The organism is Actinocorallia lasiicapitis (assembly GCF_054778695.1).
Genome location: NZ_BAAGZI010000091.1, coordinates 1 through 18,170, shown reverse-complemented (window position 1 = coordinate 18,170; position 18,170 = coordinate 1). Strand labels below are relative to the sequence as shown.

Annotated in this window: 19 protein-coding genes and 1 pseudogene; all 20 read right to left on the bottom strand. The window is 69.9% G+C overall.

Annotation, left to right across the window (positions count from 1 at the left end; all coding sequences use genetic code 11):
- A partial coding sequence (pheT, locus tag ACYVE7_RS13260; protein WP_460364946.1) for a phenylalanine--tRNA ligase subunit beta occupies positions 1 to 1,842 on the bottom strand: 1,842 nt, incomplete at its 3' end.
- On the bottom strand, positions 1,842 to 2,951 hold the full coding sequence (gene pheS, locus ACYVE7_RS13255) for a phenylalanine--tRNA ligase subunit alpha (protein ID WP_460364945.1): 1,110 nt from the start codon (positions 2,949 to 2,951) through the stop codon (positions 1,842 to 1,844). The genes pheT and pheS, both read right to left, overlap by 1 nt.
- Positions 2,952 to 3,053: 102 nt before the next feature.
- Positions 3,054 to 4,145 carry a sensor histidine kinase gene (locus ACYVE7_RS13250; RefSeq protein WP_460364944.1) on the bottom strand — a complete coding sequence of 364 codons (1,092 nt, stop codon included), beginning with the start codon at positions 4,143 to 4,145 and terminating at the stop codon, positions 3,054 to 3,056.
- A gap of 124 nt (positions 4,146 to 4,269) precedes the next feature.
- A complete protein-coding gene (locus ACYVE7_RS13245) occupies positions 4,270 to 4,689 on the bottom strand; it encodes an STAS domain-containing protein (RefSeq protein WP_460364943.1) in 420 nt (139 codons plus the stop codon).
- Positions 4,690 to 4,906: 217 nt separating this feature from the next.
- Positions 4,907 to 5,725 (bottom strand): TrmH family RNA methyltransferase, encoded by an 819-nt coding sequence (locus ACYVE7_RS13240; protein WP_460364950.1) that lies wholly within the window; start codon positions 5,723 to 5,725, stop codon positions 4,907 to 4,909.
- 36 nt (positions 5,726 to 5,761) lie between these two features.
- Positions 5,762 to 6,127 carry a 50S ribosomal protein L20 gene (rplT, locus tag ACYVE7_RS13235; RefSeq protein WP_460364942.1) on the bottom strand — a complete coding sequence of 122 codons (366 nt, stop codon included), beginning with the start codon at positions 6,125 to 6,127 and terminating at the stop codon, positions 5,762 to 5,764.
- 103 nt (positions 6,128 to 6,230) lie between these two features.
- Entirely contained in the window at positions 6,231 to 6,425 is a 195-nt protein-coding gene (gene rpmI, locus ACYVE7_RS13230) for a 50S ribosomal protein L35 (RefSeq protein ID WP_460364941.1), read from the bottom strand.
- 183 nt (positions 6,426 to 6,608) lie between these two features.
- Complete coding sequence (gene infC, locus ACYVE7_RS13225) at positions 6,609 to 7,256, bottom strand: translation initiation factor IF-3 (protein WP_460364949.1); 648 nt, start codon at positions 7,254 to 7,256, stop codon at positions 6,609 to 6,611.
- Positions 7,257 to 7,614: 358 nt separating this feature from the next.
- A complete protein-coding gene (gene der, locus ACYVE7_RS13220; protein ID WP_460364940.1) occupies positions 7,615 to 9,075 on the bottom strand; it encodes a ribosome biogenesis GTPase Der in 1,461 nt (486 codons plus the stop codon).
- 58 nt (positions 9,076 to 9,133) lie between these two features.
- The gene (cmk, locus tag ACYVE7_RS13215; protein WP_460364948.1) at positions 9,134 to 9,772 is read right to left on the bottom strand and encodes a (d)CMP kinase; all 639 of its coding nucleotides are present in this window, start codon (positions 9,770 to 9,772) and stop codon (positions 9,134 to 9,136) included.
- A gap of 8 nt (positions 9,773 to 9,780) precedes the next feature.
- A complete protein-coding gene (locus ACYVE7_RS13210; RefSeq protein ID WP_460364939.1) occupies positions 9,781 to 10,893 on the bottom strand; it encodes a prephenate dehydrogenase in 1,113 nt (370 codons plus the stop codon).
- Positions 10,894 to 10,921: 28 nt separating this feature from the next.
- The gene (gene aroH / locus ACYVE7_RS13205) at positions 10,922 to 11,284 is read right to left on the bottom strand and encodes a chorismate mutase (RefSeq protein WP_460364938.1); all 363 of its coding nucleotides are present in this window, start codon (positions 11,282 to 11,284) and stop codon (positions 10,922 to 10,924) included.
- Between the two features lie 31 nt (positions 11,285 to 11,315).
- The gene (locus ACYVE7_RS13200; protein ID WP_460364937.1) at positions 11,316 to 12,053 is read right to left on the bottom strand and encodes a pseudouridine synthase; all 738 of its coding nucleotides are present in this window, start codon (positions 12,051 to 12,053) and stop codon (positions 11,316 to 11,318) included.
- Positions 12,050 to 12,592 carry an SMC-Scp complex subunit ScpB gene (gene scpB / locus ACYVE7_RS13195; protein WP_460364947.1) on the bottom strand — a complete coding sequence of 181 codons (543 nt, stop codon included), beginning with the start codon at positions 12,590 to 12,592 and terminating at the stop codon, positions 12,050 to 12,052. Before scpB ends, ACYVE7_RS13200 begins: the two co-directional genes overlap by 4 nt.
- A gap of 8 nt (positions 12,593 to 12,600) precedes the next feature.
- A complete protein-coding gene (locus ACYVE7_RS13190; protein ID WP_460364936.1) occupies positions 12,601 to 13,461 on the bottom strand; it encodes a segregation and condensation protein A in 861 nt (286 codons plus the stop codon).
- Positions 13,462 to 14,367, bottom strand: coding sequence for a ParA family protein (locus tag ACYVE7_RS13185; RefSeq protein WP_460364935.1), 906 nt, complete (start codon positions 14,365 to 14,367; stop codon positions 13,462 to 13,464).
- 143 nt (positions 14,368 to 14,510) lie between these two features.
- Positions 14,511 to 15,437, bottom strand: coding sequence for a site-specific tyrosine recombinase XerD (locus ACYVE7_RS13180; RefSeq protein WP_460364934.1), 927 nt, complete (start codon positions 15,435 to 15,437; stop codon positions 14,511 to 14,513).
- Positions 15,438 to 15,448: 11 nt separating this feature from the next.
- Positions 15,449 to 16,081 carry an NUDIX domain-containing protein gene (locus ACYVE7_RS13175; protein ID WP_460364933.1) on the bottom strand — a complete coding sequence of 211 codons (633 nt, stop codon included), beginning with the start codon at positions 16,079 to 16,081 and terminating at the stop codon, positions 15,449 to 15,451.
- Positions 16,082 to 16,088: 7 nt separating this feature from the next.
- Positions 16,089 to 17,732, bottom strand: coding sequence for a CTP synthase (locus tag ACYVE7_RS13170; RefSeq protein ID WP_460364932.1), 1,644 nt, complete (start codon positions 17,730 to 17,732; stop codon positions 16,089 to 16,091).
- Between the two features lie 134 nt (positions 17,733 to 17,866).
- Positions 17,867 to 18,170, bottom strand: a pseudogene (locus tag ACYVE7_RS13165) (hypothetical protein); the annotation flags it as partial.

Below are 18,170 nucleotides of genomic sequence, written 5' to 3'. Positions count from 1 at the left end.
CAGCGGCTGATGCGGCAGCGCCGCCTCGATCGCGGCCAGCTCCTCCCGCGAAGGGGCCCGGTCGACGGGGTAGGCCGGCACCTTGCCCGCGTTCGGCTTCGGCCGGTACACCAGCCCCAGCTCGAACACCGCCAGATCGGTCTGGCCGCGTCCGAGGTTGCGGGCCGCCGTGCGGAACAGGCCGGGCAGCAGCGTGGTGCGCAGCAGCGGCTCGTCCTCGGCCAGCGGGTTCGCCAGTCGCAGCGCGGTGCGGCGGGTGTCGTCGGCGGGGAGCTGGAGGGAGTCCCAGTCCTTCGCCGAGACGAACGGATAGCTCAGCACCTCGGTGTGGCCGGTCGCGGCGAGCACCCGGCCGAACCTGCGGCGCAGCCGCTGCTGCGCGGTCAGGCCCTTGCCCGCGGCGGGACGCGGCGCCCGCTCGGGGATCTGGTCGAACCCCTCCAGCCGGATGACCTCTTCGGCGAGGTCGTTGGGGTCGGTCAGGTCGGGCCGCCACGAAGCCGGGGTGACGGTGATCGGGTCGGTGCCGGTGATCGTGCAGCCGACCTCCTCCAGCCGCCGGACCACGGTCTCCCGCGCGTACTCGACACCCGACACCCGCGACGGATGCGACACCGGGATCGTGATCGTCACCGGGGTGTGCGGCGCTTCCGCCACGGTCACCCCCGGCACGATCCGCGCGCCGCCGAGCTCGGCCAGCAGCCGCGCCGCCCGCAGCGACGCCCGCAGCGGCAGCTCGCGGTCCACGCCGCGCTCGAACCGGTAGGACGCCTCGGAGTGCAGCTTGTGGCGGCGCACCATCTTCGCGACACCGACCGGGTCGAAGTGGGCCGCCTCGATGACGATGTCGGTGGAGTCGTCGGAGATCTCGGTCGTGAGCCCGCCCATGGTGCCGGCCATCGAGATCGGGCCGGAGCCGTCGGTGATCAGGATGTCCTGCGGGTCGAGGGCGCGGGTGACGTGGTCGAGGGTCTCGAGCTTCTCCCCCGCCTGGGCCCGCCGCACGACGATCTCGCCGGTCAGCTTGGCCGTGTCGAACGCGTGCAGCGGCTGGCCGAGCTCCATCATCACGTAGTTGGTGATGTCGACGGCCAGCGAGACCGGACGCATCCCGACCCGGTTCAGCCGGGTCTGCAGCCACAGCGGCGACGGCCGGGACGGGTCGAACCCGCGCACCTGGCGCAGCACGAACCGGTCGCAGGCCGACGGGTCGGCGATCGAAGCCGGGTAGGAGGCTCCCTCGTCCGGGCCGAGGTCGATCGCGGCCGGGTCGGTGAACTCCACGCCGTAGGCGATGGCGGCCTCGCGGGCCAGACCCCGGATGGAGTTGGCGTAGCCGCGGTCGGGCGTGACGGCGATGTCGAGGACGTCGTCGTCCAGGCCCAGCAGCTCGATCGCGTCGAGACCGACCGGAGTGTCCTGCGGCAGGATCAGGATGCCGTCGTGGTCGTCGCCGATGCCCAGCTCGCGCAGCGAGCAGATCATGCCCTCGGACAGCTTGCCGTAGGTCTGGCGCGCGCCGACCGCGAACCCGCCGGGCAGCACCGCGCCCGGCAGCACCACGACGACCTTGTCGCCGACGGCGAAGTTGCGCGCACCGCAGATCAGGTTCTGCGGCTCGGCGTTGCCGACGTCCACCGTGCACCAGCGGATCGGCTTCTTGAACTCGGTCAGCTCCTCGATGGTGAGGACCTGGCCGGTGCGGAGCGGGCCGGTGATGTCGGCCGTCTCGACCGTCTCGACCTCGAGGCCCGCGGCGATGAGCTCGGCGGCCAGTTCGCGGCCGGTCACCCCGTCGGGCAGCGCCACGTACTCACGCAGCCAGGAAAGCGGGGCCCGCATCAGATCTCCATCCCGAACGGGAGGGCGAACCGGACGTCGCCCTCGACCATGTCACGCATGTCCTCGACCCCGTGCCGGAACATCAGGGTCCGCTCGACGCCCAGACCGAACGCCCAGCCGCTGTACCGCTCCGGGTCGACCCCGGCGGCCGTCAGCACGCGCGGGTTGACCATCCCGCAGCCTCCGATCTCGATCCAGCCCTCCGACGAGCAGGTGCGGCACGGCGCGTCGGGGTTGCCGACCGACGCGCCCTTGCAGACGAAGCACTGCATGTCGACCTCGGCCGACGGCTCGGTGAACGGGAAGAACGACGGGCGCAGCCGCACCGGCAGCGGGTCGCCGAACAGGCCGTTGACGAACGCGGCGATCGCGCCCTTCAGATCGGCCATGGTCAGCCCCTCGTCGATCGCCAGCCCTTCGAGCTGGTGGAAGACCGGGCTGTGCGTGGCGTCCAGCTCGTCGGTGCGGAAGGTCTTGCCCGGCGCGACGACGTAGACGGGCAGCTCACGCGAGAGCAGCGCCCGCACCTGGACCGGCGAGGTGTGGGTGCGGAGCACCATCCCGGAGTCCTCGGACTCGACGAAGAAGGTGTCCTGCATCTCCCGGGCCGGGTGGTCGGGCGGGAAGTTGAGGGCGTCGAAGTTGAACCACTCGGCCTCGATCTCCGGGCCTTCGGCGATCTCGAAGCCCATCGACACGAACACGTCGGCCATCCGCTCGGCCATCGTGGTCAGCGGGTGGCGCGCGCCGACCGGCGAACGGTCCCACGGCAGCGTCACATCGACGGTCTCCTCGACCAGGACGCGCTCGTCCCGCTCGATCTCGAGCTGCTCCTGGCGGGCCTTGAGCGCCTGGTTGACGGCGCCGCGCGCCGAGCCGACCCGCTTGCCGGCCTCGGCCTTGGCCTGCGGCGGCAGCGCGCCGATCTCACGGTTGGCCAGCGCGAGGGGCGACCGGTCGCCCGCGTGGGCGAGCCGCACCTCCTTCAGCTCCTCCAGCGAGGCGGCGGCCGCGATCGCGTCGAGCGCCTCCTGGCGGAGCCGGTCGAGCTCCTCGGGCTTCAACGCGGCGACCTCGACCGGGTCGAACGACTTATTCGGTGCAGACATGGGTTCAACGGCTCCTGAGCGGGACGACCCGCAAAGTTTAGTGGCTGGGTGAGATCACGGAGTTCACCCCGGACGCCTGACAGCCCGCGCGGGCGCTTCGCCTCAGGCGAAGTCGGGAGCCCCGGCGGGCATGGTAAATCGGAACTCGGCGCCGCCGCCGGGGGCGCGCTGCACGTTGATCACACCGCCGTGCGCCTCGACGAGGCCCTTGACGATGTAGAGGCCCAGGCCGGTGCCCGCTCTGCGGTCGCGCCGCCAGAACTGCCGGAAGACACGCTGAGCGGCCTCGGGGGGGATGCCTTCGCCCTCGTCCCTGACGGACACGACGACCCCCTCCTTCCCGCTGTCCGGCTCGATGGCAATCGTGACAGTACCAGCGCCGTGCCGCACCGCGTTTTCCACGAGGTTGCCCAGGATCTGGCTGATTTTGTCCGGGTCGAGCCAGAGTTCGGGGAGCTCGCCCCTGATCTCCAGCCGGAACCGGGTGGCGGCCTCCCCCGCCGCGACACGCCCCGCGATGACCTTGCGGGCCTCGGCCCCCAGATCGACGACCTGCTTGCGCATCTCCAGCCGGCCGGCCTCGATCCGCGACACGTCCAGCAGCTCGGTGATCAGCCGGGTGACGCGGTCGGCGTCGGCGTTGACGGTCTCCAGCATGACGAGCTTCTGGTCGTCGTTGAACCGGTGCCATTTGGCCAGCAGCGTGGCCGTGAAGCCCTTGACGCTGGTCAGCGGCGACCGGAGCTCGTGCGCGACCGTCGAGACCAGATCGGCCCGCTGACGCTCCAGCCGGACCCGCTGCGCGGCGTCCCGCACGCCCAGGCTGAACCGTTCGACCCGGCCGCCGGGGTCGCGCCGGTAGGCGGCGGTGACGAGCACCTCCCGCCCGTCGGCGAGCTGGACGGTCTGCTCGGGGTGGCGGGTCCTGGTCGACAGGCCGCGGTAGGGGTCGATCGCCTTCCACCAGTCGCAGCCGTCGGCGCCCGTCAGCGGCAGGACGGCCGCGGCCTCCCGGCCCAGGGCCTGCTCGCGGCGGACCCCGGTGATCCGTTCGGCCATCCGGTTGAACACCACGATCCGGCCGTCGGCGTCGGCCACCACCAGACCGTCAGGAAGATCGTCTTCGGGGCGGGGGGCAGGGCGGGGTGAAGGCACGCGCGTGCCCGTCAGCGGCCTTTCCGCGCCCAACGCCATGACTAGAGCCTAGCCTCCACAGGTGACGCCTTGGGAGCATGAAACCCCTTACGGACAAGGGATTTCAGGCTGTCGTCGGCCATCTGAGATACCGACCGGAACGCGATCGGGGACGCCGTCGGCGTCAGATCCCGGACGCCGCCAGCGCGACCGCCTCGGCGACCTCGTCGCAGAGCGGGAAACGCCGGTCCAGACCGGTGATCTGGAACAGCCGGCGCTGCGCGGGACGCACCCCGGCCAACCACACCCCGCCACCCTGGGCACGGACCCGGTTGGCGAGCGCGACCAGAGCGTTCAGCCCGGAGGCGTCACAGAAAAGGACCTGCTCGAAATCGAGGACGATCGAGCCGAAACCCGCGTCGACGACGGCGGTCAGCTGGTCGCGCAGAGTCAGCGCGGACCGGAGATCGATCTCTCCGGCGACGGTCACCACGGCGGTGTCGCCATGCAAGCCCGAGAGCTCGACGTGCAGCAGGCGCTCCTCCGGCGTAGCGCACCGGAAGAGCGCCGAGCGCATCTGCTCGGACCTCGTGCGGCGGAGCATGTACTCCCTCTCCTTGGACAATGTCACGGCCCGCCGGCCCGTCCGGGGACGGATCTCGCGAGCCTCATGGTCATCTTGGCAGCACCGGGAGGTGCGCAAGGTGGCGCGGCACGTCCGGAGACGGTCATCACCTGGTGACAACCCCGCGCTTCGTACTTAGCGGTAAAGATCTTGCTGACCGGCCTTGACGGGTGGATCAGACGGGTGGATCAGGCTGCTAGCGCAGCACACGCTGGGCGCGCGCCGACGCGTAAAGACACACGGCCGCGGCCGTCGCGAGGTTCAGGCTCTCGGCCTTGCCGTGGATCGGCACCCGCACGACCTGGTCGGCGAGGGCCCTGACCTCTTCCGGCAGGCCCCAGGCCTCGTTGCCGAACACCCAGGCCGTCGGACGGGCCAGACCGCCGTCGTCGGCCAGGTCGTCGACCGTCCGCTCGCCGATGCCGTCGGCGGCCAGGACCGTCAGGCCCTGGGCCTTCAACGCCGGGATGAGCGTGTCGTAGCGCGGGCCGATGACCACCGGGAGATGGAACAGGCTGCCGGCCGAGGCGCGCACGCACTTGCCGTTGTACGGATCGACCGACGCGTCGGTGAAGATCACCGCATCGGCTCCCGCGGCGTCGGAGGCGCGCAGCACCGTGCCGGCGTTGCCGGGATCACGCACATGGGACAGGACGGTGACCAGCTTGGGCGAGCGGCTCAGCGCGTCGTCCAGGGTGACGTCCAGGAAGGTGCAGACCGCGAGCAGCCCCTGCGGGGTGACGGTCTGCGCCAGCTCGGCCATGACCTCGCCGGACACCCGCATCGCGGGAATCCCGGCGGCCTCGGCCTGAGCGATCAGCTCGGCGTGGCGGCTGGCCGCCTCCGCCGTGAAGTAGAGCTCCGCGAGGCCCTGCTTCAGGGCGAGGGCCTCACGGACCGCCTGCGGGCCCTCGGCGAGGAAACGCCGGTCCTGCTGGCGGAAAGCGCGTTTGGCGAGCCGTCGAGCCGACTTCACCCGAGGTGAACGGATCGAGGTCAGTTCCAGGCTCGCCATCATCGCTCCAGTCTAGGTTGACCGCCCTGGTGAATCTCAGGCCTCGACCGGCAGAGCGGCCTTGGCGACCTCGACGAGGGCCACGAAAGCGGCCTCGTCGTTGACCGCGAGCTCGGCGAGCATACGGCGGTCGACCTCGATCTCAGCGATCTTCAGGCCCTGGATGAACCGGTTGTAGGTCAGGCCGTTGGCGCGGACAGCCGCGTTGATGCGCTGAATCCACAGGCGGCGGAACTGGCCCTTGCGGTCCTTCCGGTCACGGAAGGCGTACGTCATGGAGTGGAGCTGCTGCTCCTTGGCCTTGCGGTACAGACGCGACCGCTGGCCGCGGTAGCCGCTCGCACGCTCCAGAACGACCCGACGCTTCTTGGCGGCGTTGACCGCCCGCTTCACGCGTGCCACGTGTGTTTACTCCTTCGTGGGGGCTCATCCCGTGCGGGGGTGAACCGGTCGAAAAGGCGGGGGAACCGTGTCCCGTCCCGCCCGAAAAGGTCTGGAGCGGCGCTTACTTGCGCAGCAGCTTCTTGATGGTGGGGGTGTCGGCCTCGGAGACCAGGGCGTAGCCGTCGAGACGACGGGTGCGCTTGGTCGACTTGTGCTCGAGCAGGTGGTTCTTGTTGGCCTTGCGGCGCACCAGCTTGCCGGAGCCGGTCAGCTTGAAGCGCTTCTTGGCGCCCGAGTGGGTCTTGGTCTTCGGCATGGTGGCCGTCTCCCTCGTTCTGGTTCTGGTCCCGCGGGGTGCGGGAGGCGTGACTGATCGGACGTACACCTTCATGCACGCCTTGATCAGCAACAGGTGCGTACATCCTGAACCCGGGTCCTGCTGTCCCTAGGAACTTCGTTCCTAAATCGGGAGCCAAGCAGACCCGGGTTCAGGTGGGTCTCACTCGGCCGGGGTGGCGTCTCCGACGGAGACTTCCTCGGCGACCGCCTCGGGGGCGGGGGCCTCTTCTTCCGCGGCCTCGTCGACCGGGAGCTCGTCGCCCTCACGGTCGCGGGCGGCGCGGGCCTCAGCCTGCTCGGCCTTGGCTTCGGCCTTCTTCTTGTGCGGCCCGATCACCATGATCATGTTCCGGCCGTCCTGCTTGGCGTTCGACTCCACGAAGCCGAGCTCCTCGACGTCCGCCGCGAGCCGCTGCAGGAGACGGAAGCCCAGCTCCGGACGCGACTGCTCGCGACCGCGGAACATGATCGTCACCTTGACCTTGTCCCCGCCCTTGAGGAACCGGACGACGTGACCCTTCTTGGTCTCGTAGTCGTGCGGGTCGATCTTCGGACGGAGCTTGATCTCCTTGATGATCGTGTGCGCCTGGTTGCGCCGCGCCTCACGCGCCTTCATCGCGGACTCGTACTTGAACTTGCCGTAGTCCATGAGCTTGGCCACGGGAGGCCGCGCGGTGGGCGCGACTTCGACCAGGTCGAGGTCGGACTCACGGGCAAGGTCGAGAGCCTTGGCGATCGGGACGATGCCGACCTGCTCGCCGTTGGGCCCGACCAGCCGGACTTCCGGCACGCGAATGCGGTCGTTGATGCGCGGTTCGGTGAAACGCTGTTCGGCGCTGATGGGACCTCCCTGGGCCTTACGTATCCTTTGACCTGTCGTACCCGGCCCCTGAAAAACAGGAAAGCCCCGCATAACACACATGCGAGGCCAAAGTCGGTCAGCCCTGACAAGGTTCCGCGGTACCGAACCGCGCCCCGTCGGGGATGTATGACACCTTCGAGAAGGTGTCGACCGGACCCGCCGACCCGGTCAGGGTCAGCAAGGTGGGAGTTGGCCTCCACTTGCGTGCCTGAAGCTCATAGGCTCCAGGCCGGTCGAACACCCAGACTACCAGACATCCGCACCGGTCCGACCGCGGACCGGACCAGCACGGACGCACCGGCCGTCAGCGCCGCTTGTTGCGGTCCTTGCGCTTCTCCCGGATCTTCATGGTCACCGAGATCGGGGTGCCCTCGAAGCCGAACTCCTCACGGATCCGGCGCTCGATGAACCGCCGGTAGCCCGGCTCGAGGAAACCGCTGGTGAACAGCACGAACCGCGGCGGACGGGTGCCCGCCTGGGTCGCGAACAGCACACGCGGCTGCTTGCCGCCCCGGATGGGGTGCGGGTGCGAGGAGACCAGATCGGCGAAGAACTGGTTGAGCTTGCCCGTCGGCACCCGGTAGGACCAGCTGTCGAGCGCCGTCTCGATCGCCGGGACCAGCTTCTCCATGTGGCGGCCGGTCTTCGCGGAGATGTTGACGCGCGGCGCCCAGCGGGCCGCCACGAGCTGCCGCTCGATCTCGCGGTCGAGGTAGAAGCGGCGCTCCTCATCGACCAGGTCCCACTTGTTGTAGGCGAGGACCATCGCACGGCCCGCGTCGACGACCGTGTTGATGATCCGCAGATCCTGCTCGGCGAGGCTGTCGCTGGCGTCGACCAGGACGACGGCGACCTCGGCCCGCTCCAGCGCCGACTGGGTGCGCAGGATCGCGTAGAAGTCCGCGCCCTGGTTCTCCCGGTGCCGCTTGCGGATGCCGGCGGTGTCGATGAACCGCCAGGTCTTGCCGCCCAGCTCGATCATCTCGTCGACCGGGTCACGCGTGGTGCCGGCCACCGAGTCGACGACGGCGCGCTTCTCCCCCGCCAGCTTGTTCAGCAGGCTGGACTTGCCGACGTTCGGGCGGCCCATCAGCGCCACCCGGCGCGGCCCGCCCGGCGCCTCGCCGATCCGCTCGCGCGGCGCCTCCTCGGGAAGCGACTCCAGCACCCGGTCGAGCAGGTCGCCGGAGGTGCGGCCGTGCAGCGCCGAGACCGGCATGGGCTCGCCGATGCCGAGGCTCCACAGCGCGGACGCCTCGATCTCGGCGCGCTGGTCGTCGACCTTGTTCGCGGCCAGGACGACCGGCTTCTTGGACCGGCGCAGGATCTCGACGACGGCCTCGTCCACGTCGGTGATCCCGACGGTGGCGTCGACCACGAACAGCACGACGTCGGCGAGCTCCACGGCGAGCTGGGCCTGCTCGGCGATCGCGGCGGCCAGGCCGCGCGAGTCGGGCAGCCAGCCGCCGGTGTCGACGACGGTGAAGTTCCGGCCGTTCCAGGACGCCGTGTAGGCGACCCGGTCCCTGGTCACCCCGGGAACGTCCTCGACGACCGCCTCACGGCGGCCGATGATCCGGTTGACCAGGGTCGACTTGCCGACGTTGGGCCGGCCGACGACGGCCACGACGGGCAGTTTCGGCTGCTCGTAGCCCTCTTCGTCCTCCTCCGAGAACTCCAGCTCGGAGAAGTTGACTTCATCGGGGTCGTAGGTCTCGAACTCCTCTTGGTCGGCGAAGTTCGAGGGGTATTCACTTTCAGTCACGGAAAAATCCCTTGTCCGTGGGGCGTACCGGCAGCCGCCACGGATCAAGAGTCCGTGATCAGATGCCGCGCTCCTTAGCGAGCCGCACGATCGCGTCGATCACCTCGTCGAGCCCTAGTTCGCTCGAATCGATCTCGACGGCGTCGTCGGCCTTGGTCATGGGCGCTGTGGCGCGGGTGGAGTCCAGCTTGTCGCGTCGTGCCTGGTCGGCCAGTGTCGTCTCGACCGAGACGGTGCCGATCTCCTTGGCGCGGCGCTGGGCCCTGGCCTCCTCGCTGGCGGTGAGGAAGACCTTGAGCGGCGCGTCCGGCGCGACGACGGTGCCGATGTCACGGCCCTCCGCCACGATGCCCCCGTCACCCATGATCTCACGCTGGATCACGAGGAGTCGCGAGCGGACCTCCGGCACCCGGCTGACGGCGCTCACCGAGCCGGTGACCTCCCGCGTGCGGATGGGCTCGGACACGTCCGTGCCGCCGACCGCGATGCCGGGCGCGTCCGGGTCGGTGGAGATGTCGATCTCGACCTCGCCGACCCGTGCGGCCACCGCCGCAGCGTCCTCGACATCGACGCCCTGCTCGAGCATCCACCAGGTGAAGGCCCGGTACATGGCGCCGGTGTCCAGATAACGGTACCCGAGAGTCCGCGCGACTCCCTTGGCCGCGCTCGACTTGCCCGAGCCCGACGGCCCGTCCATCGCGATGATCAAGATTCTTCGCTCCTCAGCGGGACGGACCAGCCCCGGTCCCGTAGTTCGGTGACCAGGGTCTCGGCGACCTCCGGTTTCACGGACAGTTCGGCCACGCCGAGCGGCAGGCCGGGCGAGTGCTCGATGGACAGGTCCTCGATGTTGACCCCGGCGTCGCCGACGGCCTGGAACAGCCGGGCCAGCTCGCCGGGCTCGTCGGGCACCAGGACCGACACGAGCGCGTAGTGGGAGGGGCGGCCGCCGTGCTTGCCGGGGATCCGGGAGCGGCCGCGGTTGCCGCGGGTCAGCAGGTCGCCGACCCGCTGCATGATCACGTCGGCGACGTCGGCCTCGGCCTCATGCGACGCCCTGAGCATGGCGGCGGCCAGGGCGAGATCGCCCGCGACCTCGTCCAGGACGGACGCGACGGCGTCGGCGTTGGCGGTGAGGATGCCGATCCACAGGGCGGGGTCGCTGCCCGCGATCCGGGTGACGTCCCGCACGCCCTGGCCCGCCAGGGCGAGCGCCGCGTCGGGCGCGTCACCGAGCCGGGCCGCCATCGCCGCGGAGACCACGTGCGGGCCGTGCGACACCAGCGCCATGGCCCGGTCGTGCTCGACCGGGTCGATGACCATGATCTCGGCGCCGCACGTCCTGGCCAGCGTCTCGACCGCGGCGATCGCCTCGGGACGTGCCGCCTCGGTCGGGCAGAGCGCCCAGGGACGGCCCAGGAACAGGTCGCCGCGGGCGGCCGCAGGGCCGGAACGCTCCCGGCCGGCGAGCGGATGCCCGGGGACATAGGTGGTCAGATCGCAGCCGAGTCTCAGGGCGTCCAGGACGGGCCTGGCCTTGACGCTGGCCACGTCGGTGAAGAAACGGGCGACGCCACGCTTCTGGAGGTCCTTGAGGGTCGCGGCGACGGCCGCGGGGGGCACGGCGATCACGGCCAGGTCGGCGGGCCGGTCGAGGCGGTCCGGCAGCGGGGTGCCCGCGCCGAGCCCGACGGCCAGGGCGAGCGACGCGGCGTCCCGGTCGGCCAGGAACACCTCCGCGCCGCTCTCCCGGACGGCGAGCGCCACGGAGGTGCCGATCAGGCCGGTGCCGACCACCACCACACGCTGGTTCTGCATGAGAAAACCCTATCGGGAGGAGCCGCGCTTACTGGGCGATGTCCAGGCGGAGGGCCGTGGCACCGCGCAGGTACACGTGGTTCATCTCCGACCGGGGGCGGTCGGTCTCGATGTGGGCCATCAGCCGGATCACCCGGGGCAGGGCGTGCGGAACGTCCAGCTCACAGGCGCAGATCAGCGGCACTTCGGTGAAGCCGAGCTTGCGGGCCGCGAGCGCGGGGAACTCGGCCGTCAGGTCGGGGGTGGCGGTGAAGATCACACTGATCACGTCGTCGGTGGTGAGCGTGTTGCGCCGCAGCACCTCGGTGATCAGTTCCGCCGTGGCCTCCAGGATCTGCTCCCGGTCGTCCGCCTCCACCTGGGTGGCTCCCCGCAGGGCACGTACCGCCACTGGCCGCTCCTCCTCGTCGCGCCGCCGTCCGCTAAAGACCGACGACCTTGTACAGGTCGGCGACTTCCTTCTCGGTCAGGGCGCGGGAGCTGCCCGGCTTGAGCCGCCCGAGGTTGATCGGGCCGAAACCGGTGCGCGCGAGCGACCTGACCGGGAAGCCTGCCTCCTTCAGCAGCCTACGGACGATGTGCTTGCGGCCCTCGTGCAGGGTCACCTCGACCAGCGCCCGGCGGCCCTCCTGCTCGAGCAGCTTGAAGCCGTCGATCTTGACGGGGCCGTCCTCCAGCACGACGTCCTTGAGCCGGCGGCCGAAGTCGCGCGGGATCGGCCCCGGGATGCTGGCCACATAGGTCTTGGTGACGCCGAACGACGGGTGGGTGAGCCGGTGGGCCAGCTCGCCGTCGTTGGTCAGCAGGATCAGGCCCTCGGTGTCGGTGTCGAGCCTGCCGACGTGGAAGACCCGCACCGTCAGGTCCTCGACGAACTCGATCAAGGTCCTGGTGCCCTGGCCCTTGGCCATGGTCGACTCGACGTTCAGCGGCTTGTTCAGGGCGATGTACTTGAACTCCTGCCAGGTGGTGATCTGGCGGCCGTCCACGGAGATCTCATCGGTCTTGGGATCGACGCGCTCGCCGAACCAGGACACGACCTTGCCGTTCACCTTGACCCGCCCGGCGGCGATGATCTGCTCGCAGGCGCGCCGCGAACCGATCCCGGCGTCGGCCAGGACCTTCTGCAGCCGTACGCCAAGCTCATCTTGCGAAGTCATCCGTGAATTTCCTCAATATCCGAGATCTCGTCGGGCAGGTAGGGAGCGAGCTCCGGCAGGTCCTCGATCGAGGTCAGGCCGAGACGCTCCAGGAAGTACCCGGTCGTCTTGTAGAGCAGGGCCTGGGATTCCGGGTCCTGCCCGGCCTCCTGGATCAGGCCCCGCAGGGTCAGGGTGCGCATCACGCCGTCGCAGTTGACGCCGCGGATCGCCGACACGCGCGCCCGGGAGACGGGCTGCCGGTAGGCGATCACCGCGAGGGTCTCCAGCGCGGCCTGGGTCAACCGGGTCTGCTGGCCGTCGGTGACGAACCTCTCGACCACGGGAGCGCAGTGCTCGGCCGTGTAGTAGCGCCAGCCTCCCGCGATCTCCCTCAGTTCGAACCCCCGGCCCTGGGCGCGGTATTCCGCGGCCAGTTCCCGCAGCGCCGCCTGGACGTCCGCGGTCGGGTGCTCGAGCAGCTGCGCGAGGGTCATCTCGGCGACGGGCTCGTCCACCACCAGCAGGATCGCCTCAAGGGCGGCCTTGATCGGCGGCATCTCGTCGGTCACTGCTGTTCGTCATCCTCTGCTGGCGGCGGGGTGCCCTCGAACTCGTCGGCGAGCTTGATCTCGCCTTCTTCCGTGCCCGTCCAGGCCACGTGCAGCTCACCCAGGGGTTCGCTCTGGTCGAAGCTGACGGCCTGCTCGCGGTAGAGCGTCAGCAGGGCCAGGAACCGCGCGACGACCTCGAAGGTACCGGCGCAGTCGGCCGTCAGGACCTGGAAGGTGGCGTTCCGCAGTTCCCGCAGCCTCGCTACGAGGATAGCGCCCTGCTCCTCGATGGAGGCCAAAGGCGTGTACATGTGCTCGACCGAGACGCCGGGCGGGGCCGGTTTGGGCTGGAAGACCCGCGCGGCGATCTGCGCGAACTGGTCGGCCCCGATGCCCAGCAGCACCTCGGGCAGCAGGTTCGCGAACCGCGGCTCCATCGGCACCATCCGCGGGTACCGGCGTGACTCCTCGGCGATCAGGCCGCTGAAGAACTTCGCGACCTCCTTGTAGGCCCGGTACTGCAGCAGCCGGGCGAACAGCAGGTCGCGGGCCTCCAGGAGGGCCAGATCCTCCTCGTCGTCGACCTCGCCGGACGGCAGCAGCCGCGCGGCCTTCAGATCGAGGAGGGTCGCCGCGACCAGCAGGAAATGGGACGCCATGTCGAGGTCCCATTCGGGGCCCTGCGCGCGGATGAAGGCGATGAACTCGTCGGTGACCTGGTGGAGGCTCACCTCGGTGATGTCGAGCTTGTGCTTGGCGATCAGGCCGAGCAACAGGTCGAACGGGCCTTCGAAGGCGTCCAGATGCACCTGGAAGCCCGAGGGCTCGTCGGTCTCCTGCTCGGTCACGCCTCCCACCGTAGTGGAGAAGCGCATTTAGGTGATCTGCTGCCAGCGCTGGATGACTTCCTTGGCCAGCTCGCGGTAGTGGTTGGCGCCCATCGAGGAGGGGTCGAAGGTGGTGATCGGCTCGCCCATGACGGTGGCGTCGGGAAAACGCACCGTCCGGTTGATCACGGTGTGGAACACCTTGTCGCCGAACGCCTGGACGATCCGCTGGAGCACCTCGCGGGTGTGCAGGGTGCGGGAGTCGTACATGGTGCCGAGGAAACCGTCGATGACCAGGGTCGGGTTGATCCGCTGCTGGACCTTCTCGATGGTCTCCATCAGCAGGGCCACCCCGCGCATCGCGAAGTACTCGCACTCCAGCGGCACGATGACGCCCTGGGCCGCGGCGAGCGCGTTGATCGTCAGCAGGCCGAGCGACGGCTGGCAGTCGATCATGATGTAGTCGTAGTGGTCGACGGCGCTCTTGAGCTTGCCCGACAGGATGTACTCGCGGCCCACCTCGTGGACGAGCTGCACTTCGGCGCCGGACAGGTCGATGTTGCTGGGGAGGAGGTCCATGCCCTCGACCGAGGTCTCCAGGAGGATGTCCTCCCAGTCGGTGTCGCTCTCCAGCAGCATGTTGTGCACGGTGACGTCGAGCTGGCGCGGGTCGCCCTGGCCGAGGCCGACAGAGAGCGCGCCCTGCGGGTCGAAGTCGACGAGCAGCACCTTGCGGCCCTGCTCGGCCAGTGCCGCGCCGAGGTTGATCGTGGTCGTGGTCTTGCCGACCCCGCCCTTCTGGTTACAGACCGCCACGATACGGGCGGGGCCGTGCTCCAGCAGGGGCTCCGGATCAGGGAAGAAGGGGACGGGTCGTCTGGTCGGCCCGAGCGTCTTACTCGGGTCGGTCGCGATCGCGGCGGAGAGCACGCTCTCGGCACCTGCGTCTGGCATCAGTTCGAACCTCCCCGACGGCATGGAAAGCCGCCTGTTGAGGGACTCTAGGACGCACGGGCACGAAGCGGCAACACAACGCGCCGTAGCGGTCCAACCCCGTTTCCCAGGCAGGGGCGGTTCAAGCCGGTGTCACGCCCGGGTCATGCCCGCGCCCGGGGGTGCGCCGTCGCGTACACCTCGCGCAGGAGCTGGACCGTCACCAGCGTGTAGACCTGAGTGGTCGTCACCGAGGCGTGCCCCAGCAGCTCCTGCACCACCCGGACGTCGGCGCCGCGCTCCAGCAGATGGGTCGCGAAGGAGTGCCGCAGCGTGTGCGGGGACACATGGTCGAGTCTCGCCTTGTCGGCGGCGGCGCCCAGCACCATCCAGGCGCCCTGGCGGGACAGCCTGCCGCCGCGGGCGTTGAGGAACAGCGCGGGCACGCCGCGGCCCGCCCTGACCAGTTCGGGACGCGCCCGCACCAGATACGACTCCAGCGCGCGGCCCGCGTACCCGCCGATCGGGACGACCCTGACCTTGCTGCCCTTGCCGGAGACCCGGACGAAACCGCTCTCCAGATCGACCTCGTCGAGGTCGAGGCCGAGGGCCTCGCTGATCCGGGCGCCGCAGCCGTACAGCAGCTCCAGCAGCGCACGGTCGCGCAGCCCGCGCGCGGACTCGTCGCCGGACGCCTCCAGCAGCCGCTCCACGTCGGTCAGCGAGATGGCCTTGGGGAGCCGGCGCGGCGGGGACGGCGGTTTGACCTCGCGGGACGGGTCGAGCGCGGCGATCCCCTCGCGGACCGCGAACCGGTGCAGCCCCCGGACGGCCACGACGGCCCTGGCCGCCGAGCCCGCCGACAGCGGCGGCCTGTCGGCGCAGCCCTCGCGGAGCACCGCGAGGAACGCGGCGACGTCGGCCTCCCTGACCTCCGCGAGGTCGCCGAGGCCCCGGGACTCCAGGAACTCCCCGTACCGGCGCAGGTCACGCCGGTAGGAGCTCAGGGTGTTGGCGGCGAGCCCGCGCTCGACCGCCAGATGGCCGAGATAGGCACGGAAAGCGGTTTCAACCCCTGGGAGCGCGCTCATGACGCGCCCAATCATGCCGGAAGCCGGGCCTCCGGCGCGTCTTTGTCGCGCAGGTGTTTGAATCCCGTGCCCTGCGCCGCCTTGGCGGCGAGGATCGCGATCACCGCGAGCCCGTTGTGGATCTCGCCTGCGAGCACTTTGGCGACGGCCTCCTCCAGCGGCACCCAGACGGCCGGCATGTCGGCCTCCTCGTGTCGCCGCACGAAGTCGATCTCCTCGTCCGGCACGCGTTCGACGTCGCGGGCGAGGAAGACCCTGACCCGCTCGTCGCTCATGCCGGGGGTGAGGAAGCCGTCCACGAGCACGTGCCAGGAGGCGGCCTTGTAGCCGGCCTCCTCCAGCAGCTCACGCTCGGCGGTGCGCCACAGCGGCTCGCCCTCCACGTCCCGCAGCCCGGCGGGCACCTCCCACAGGAGGTGCTTCACCGGATGGCGGTACTGGCGGATCATCAGCACGCGGTCCTGGTCGTCCAGGGCGATCGTGCCGACGGCGCCCGGATGCAGGATGTACTCGCGGTTGACGGCCACGACGCCGTCGCCGTCGGGCATGAGCACGTCGTCGGACCTGACCGTCACGATCCGGCCCTTGAAGTGCTCTTGCGTGCCGACGACCTGCCACGTCTCGGGGACGTCAGTTATCTCCATACTGAGATTATCCCTGACGCTCCAGGGCCGCGGCGATCAATCCCGAGAAAAGCGGGTGGGCGCGGGTCGGGCGCGAACGGAACTCGGGGTGCGCCTGGGTCGCGACGTAGAACGGGTGCTCCTCGCGCGGCAGCTCGACGTACTCCACGAGCCGGCCGTCGGGCGACAGGCCCGAGAAGACCAGTCCGGCCTTCTCCAGGTCGGCGCGGTAGGTGTTGTTCACCTCGAAGCGGTGCCGATGACGCTCCTCGACCTTCGGCGCGCCGTACAGCTCGCGCACGATGGAGCCCTCGGCGAGGTCGGCCGGGTAGAGGCCCAGGCGCATGGTGCCGCCTAGGTCGCGCTCGCCGGAGACCACGTCGAGCTGGTCGGCCATGGTGGAGATGACGGGGTGCTCGGTGTTCTCGTCGAACTCGGTGCTGCCCGCGTCGGCGATGCCGGCGAGGTTGCGCGCACCCTCGATGACCATGCACTGGAGGCCGAGGCAGATGCCCAGGGTCGGGATCTTGTTCTCGCGGGCGTAGCGCAGCGCGCCGAGCTTGCCCTCGATGCCGCGCACGCCGAAACCGCCCGGCACCAGGATGCCGTCCACATCGCCGAGCTGGGCCTTGGCGCCCTCGGGGGTCTGGCAGTCGTCGGACTTGACCCACTTGATCTTGACGCGGGCGTCGTTGGCGAAACCGCCGTGGCGCAGGGCCTCGGTGACCGACAGGTAGGCGTCGGGCAGGTCGATGTACTTGCCGACCAGGGCGATCGTCAGCTCGGAGGCCGGCTGGTGGACGCGGCGCAGCAGGGTGTCCCACTCGCCCCAGTCGACGTCGCGGAACGGCAGGCCGAGGCGGCGCACCACATAGGCGTCCAGGCCCTCGGCGTGCAGGACCTTCGGAATGTCGTAGATGCTGGCGGCGTCGACGGCCGAGACGACGGCGTCGCGGTCCACGTCGCACATCAGGCTGATCTTGTGCTTGATCGACTGGGAGACCGGGCGGTCGGAGCGGAGCACGATCGCGTCCGGCTGGATGCCGATGCTGCGCAGCGCGGCCACCGAGTGCTGGGTCGGCTTGGTCTTGAGCTCGCCGGACGGGCCGATGTACGGCAGCAGCGACACGTGCAGGAAGAACACGTTCTCGCGGCCGACCTCGTGCCGGATCTGCCGGATCGACTCCAGGAACGGCAACGACTCGATGTCGCCGACCGTGCCACCGACCTCGGTGATCACCACGTCGACGTCCGGGCCCGCCATGCCGCGGATCCGGTCCTTGATCTCGTTGGTGATGTGCGGGATCACCTGGACGGTGTCGCCGAGGTACTCCCCGCGCCGCTCCTTAGTGATCACGTTGGAGTAGACCTGGCCGGTCGTGACGTTCGCGGACCCGTGCAGGTCGGTGTCCAGGAAGCGCTCGTAGTGGCCGATGTCCAGGTCGGTCTCGGCGCCGTCGTCGGTGACGAAGACCTCACCGTGCTGGAACGGGTTCATCGTGCCGGGATCGACGTTGAGGTACGGATCCAGCTTCTGCATGGTGACCCGCAGGCCCCGCAGGGTGAGCAGACGCCCCAGACTGGAGGCCGTCAGACCCTTGCCGAGGCTGGAGGCGACACCGCCGGTGACGAACAGGTGCTTGGTGGTGCGAGCTTTGGTTGCCGAAGGCAAGAGAGTTCTCCCCGTGGTCGTTTCTGCGGCGGCGACAACCGCCCTGTCCACGGGGTACCAGCCTATCTCACTCACGAGGTGCGCTCGGCTGCGCCCCTGGTGAGACCCTGTCCGCCCGACCGGGAAAGCCGTTTCTAGCCGGGGAAGCCGTTGCGGTCGTTCAGGGTGGCGCCGTTGACGCCGACCTCCGACAGGGCCGCGTGGGCGTGCAGCGGCGACGACGGCATGATCACACGGAGCTGGCGGGTGAGCTCGTCGATCAGGCCGCGGGCCTGCTCGGCGGCGTCACGGGCCGCGTCGCGCTCCTGGGAGAGCCCGGCGAGGGCGGCGCGCTGCTCGGTGACGGCCTCGGCGATCTGCTCGACCCAGGCGTCGCGTTCCTTGACCTTCTCCTGGGCGGCGTCGCGCTCGCCGGCGATCTGGCGGACGGCCGCCATC

What these genes read in the sequence shown, in the direction of transcription:
- pheS (WP_460364945.1), bottom strand. Translation starts at nt 2,951, where the DNA reads ATGTCTGCACCGAATAAGTCGTTCGACCCGGTCGAGGTCGCCGCGTTG.
- ACYVE7_RS13250 (WP_460364944.1), bottom strand. Translation starts at nt 4,145, where the DNA reads ATGGCGTTGGGCGCGGAAAGGCCGCTGACGGGCACGCGCGTGCCTTCA.
- ACYVE7_RS13245 (WP_460364943.1), bottom strand. Translation starts at nt 4,689, where the DNA reads ATGCTCCGCCGCACGAGGTCCGAGCAGATGCGCTCGGCGCTCTTCCGG.
- ACYVE7_RS13240 (WP_460364950.1), bottom strand. Translation starts at nt 5,725, where the DNA reads ATGGCGAGCCTGGAACTGACCTCGATCCGTTCACCTCGGGTGAAGTCG.
- rpmI (WP_460364941.1), bottom strand. Translation starts at nt 6,425, where the DNA reads ATGCCGAAGACCAAGACCCACTCGGGCGCCAAGAAGCGCTTCAAGCTG.
- cmk (WP_460364948.1), bottom strand. Translation starts at nt 9,772, where the DNA reads ATGGACGGGCCGTCGGGCTCGGGCAAGTCGAGCGCGGCCAAGGGAGTC.
- ACYVE7_RS13210 (WP_460364939.1), bottom strand. Translation starts at nt 10,893, where the DNA reads ATGCAGAACCAGCGTGTGGTGGTGGTCGGCACCGGCCTGATCGGCACC.
- ACYVE7_RS13200 (WP_460364937.1), bottom strand. Translation starts at nt 12,053, where the DNA reads ATGACTTCGCAAGATGAGCTTGGCGTACGGCTGCAGAAGGTCCTGGCC.
- scpB (WP_460364947.1), bottom strand. Translation starts at nt 12,592, where the DNA reads ATGCCGCCGATCAAGGCCGCCCTTGAGGCGATCCTGCTGGTGGTGGAC.
- ACYVE7_RS13190 (WP_460364936.1), bottom strand. Translation starts at nt 13,461, where the DNA reads ATGCGCTTCTCCACTACGGTGGGAGGCGTGACCGAGCAGGAGACCGAC.
- ACYVE7_RS13185 (WP_460364935.1), bottom strand. Translation starts at nt 14,367, where the DNA reads ATGCCAGACGCAGGTGCCGAGAGCGTGCTCTCCGCCGCGATCGCGACC.
- ACYVE7_RS13180 (WP_460364934.1), bottom strand. Translation starts at nt 15,437, where the DNA reads ATGAGCGCGCTCCCAGGGGTTGAAACCGCTTTCCGTGCCTATCTCGGC.
- ACYVE7_RS13175 (WP_460364933.1), bottom strand. Translation starts at nt 16,081, where the DNA reads ATGGAGATAACTGACGTCCCCGAGACGTGGCAGGTCGTCGGCACGCAA.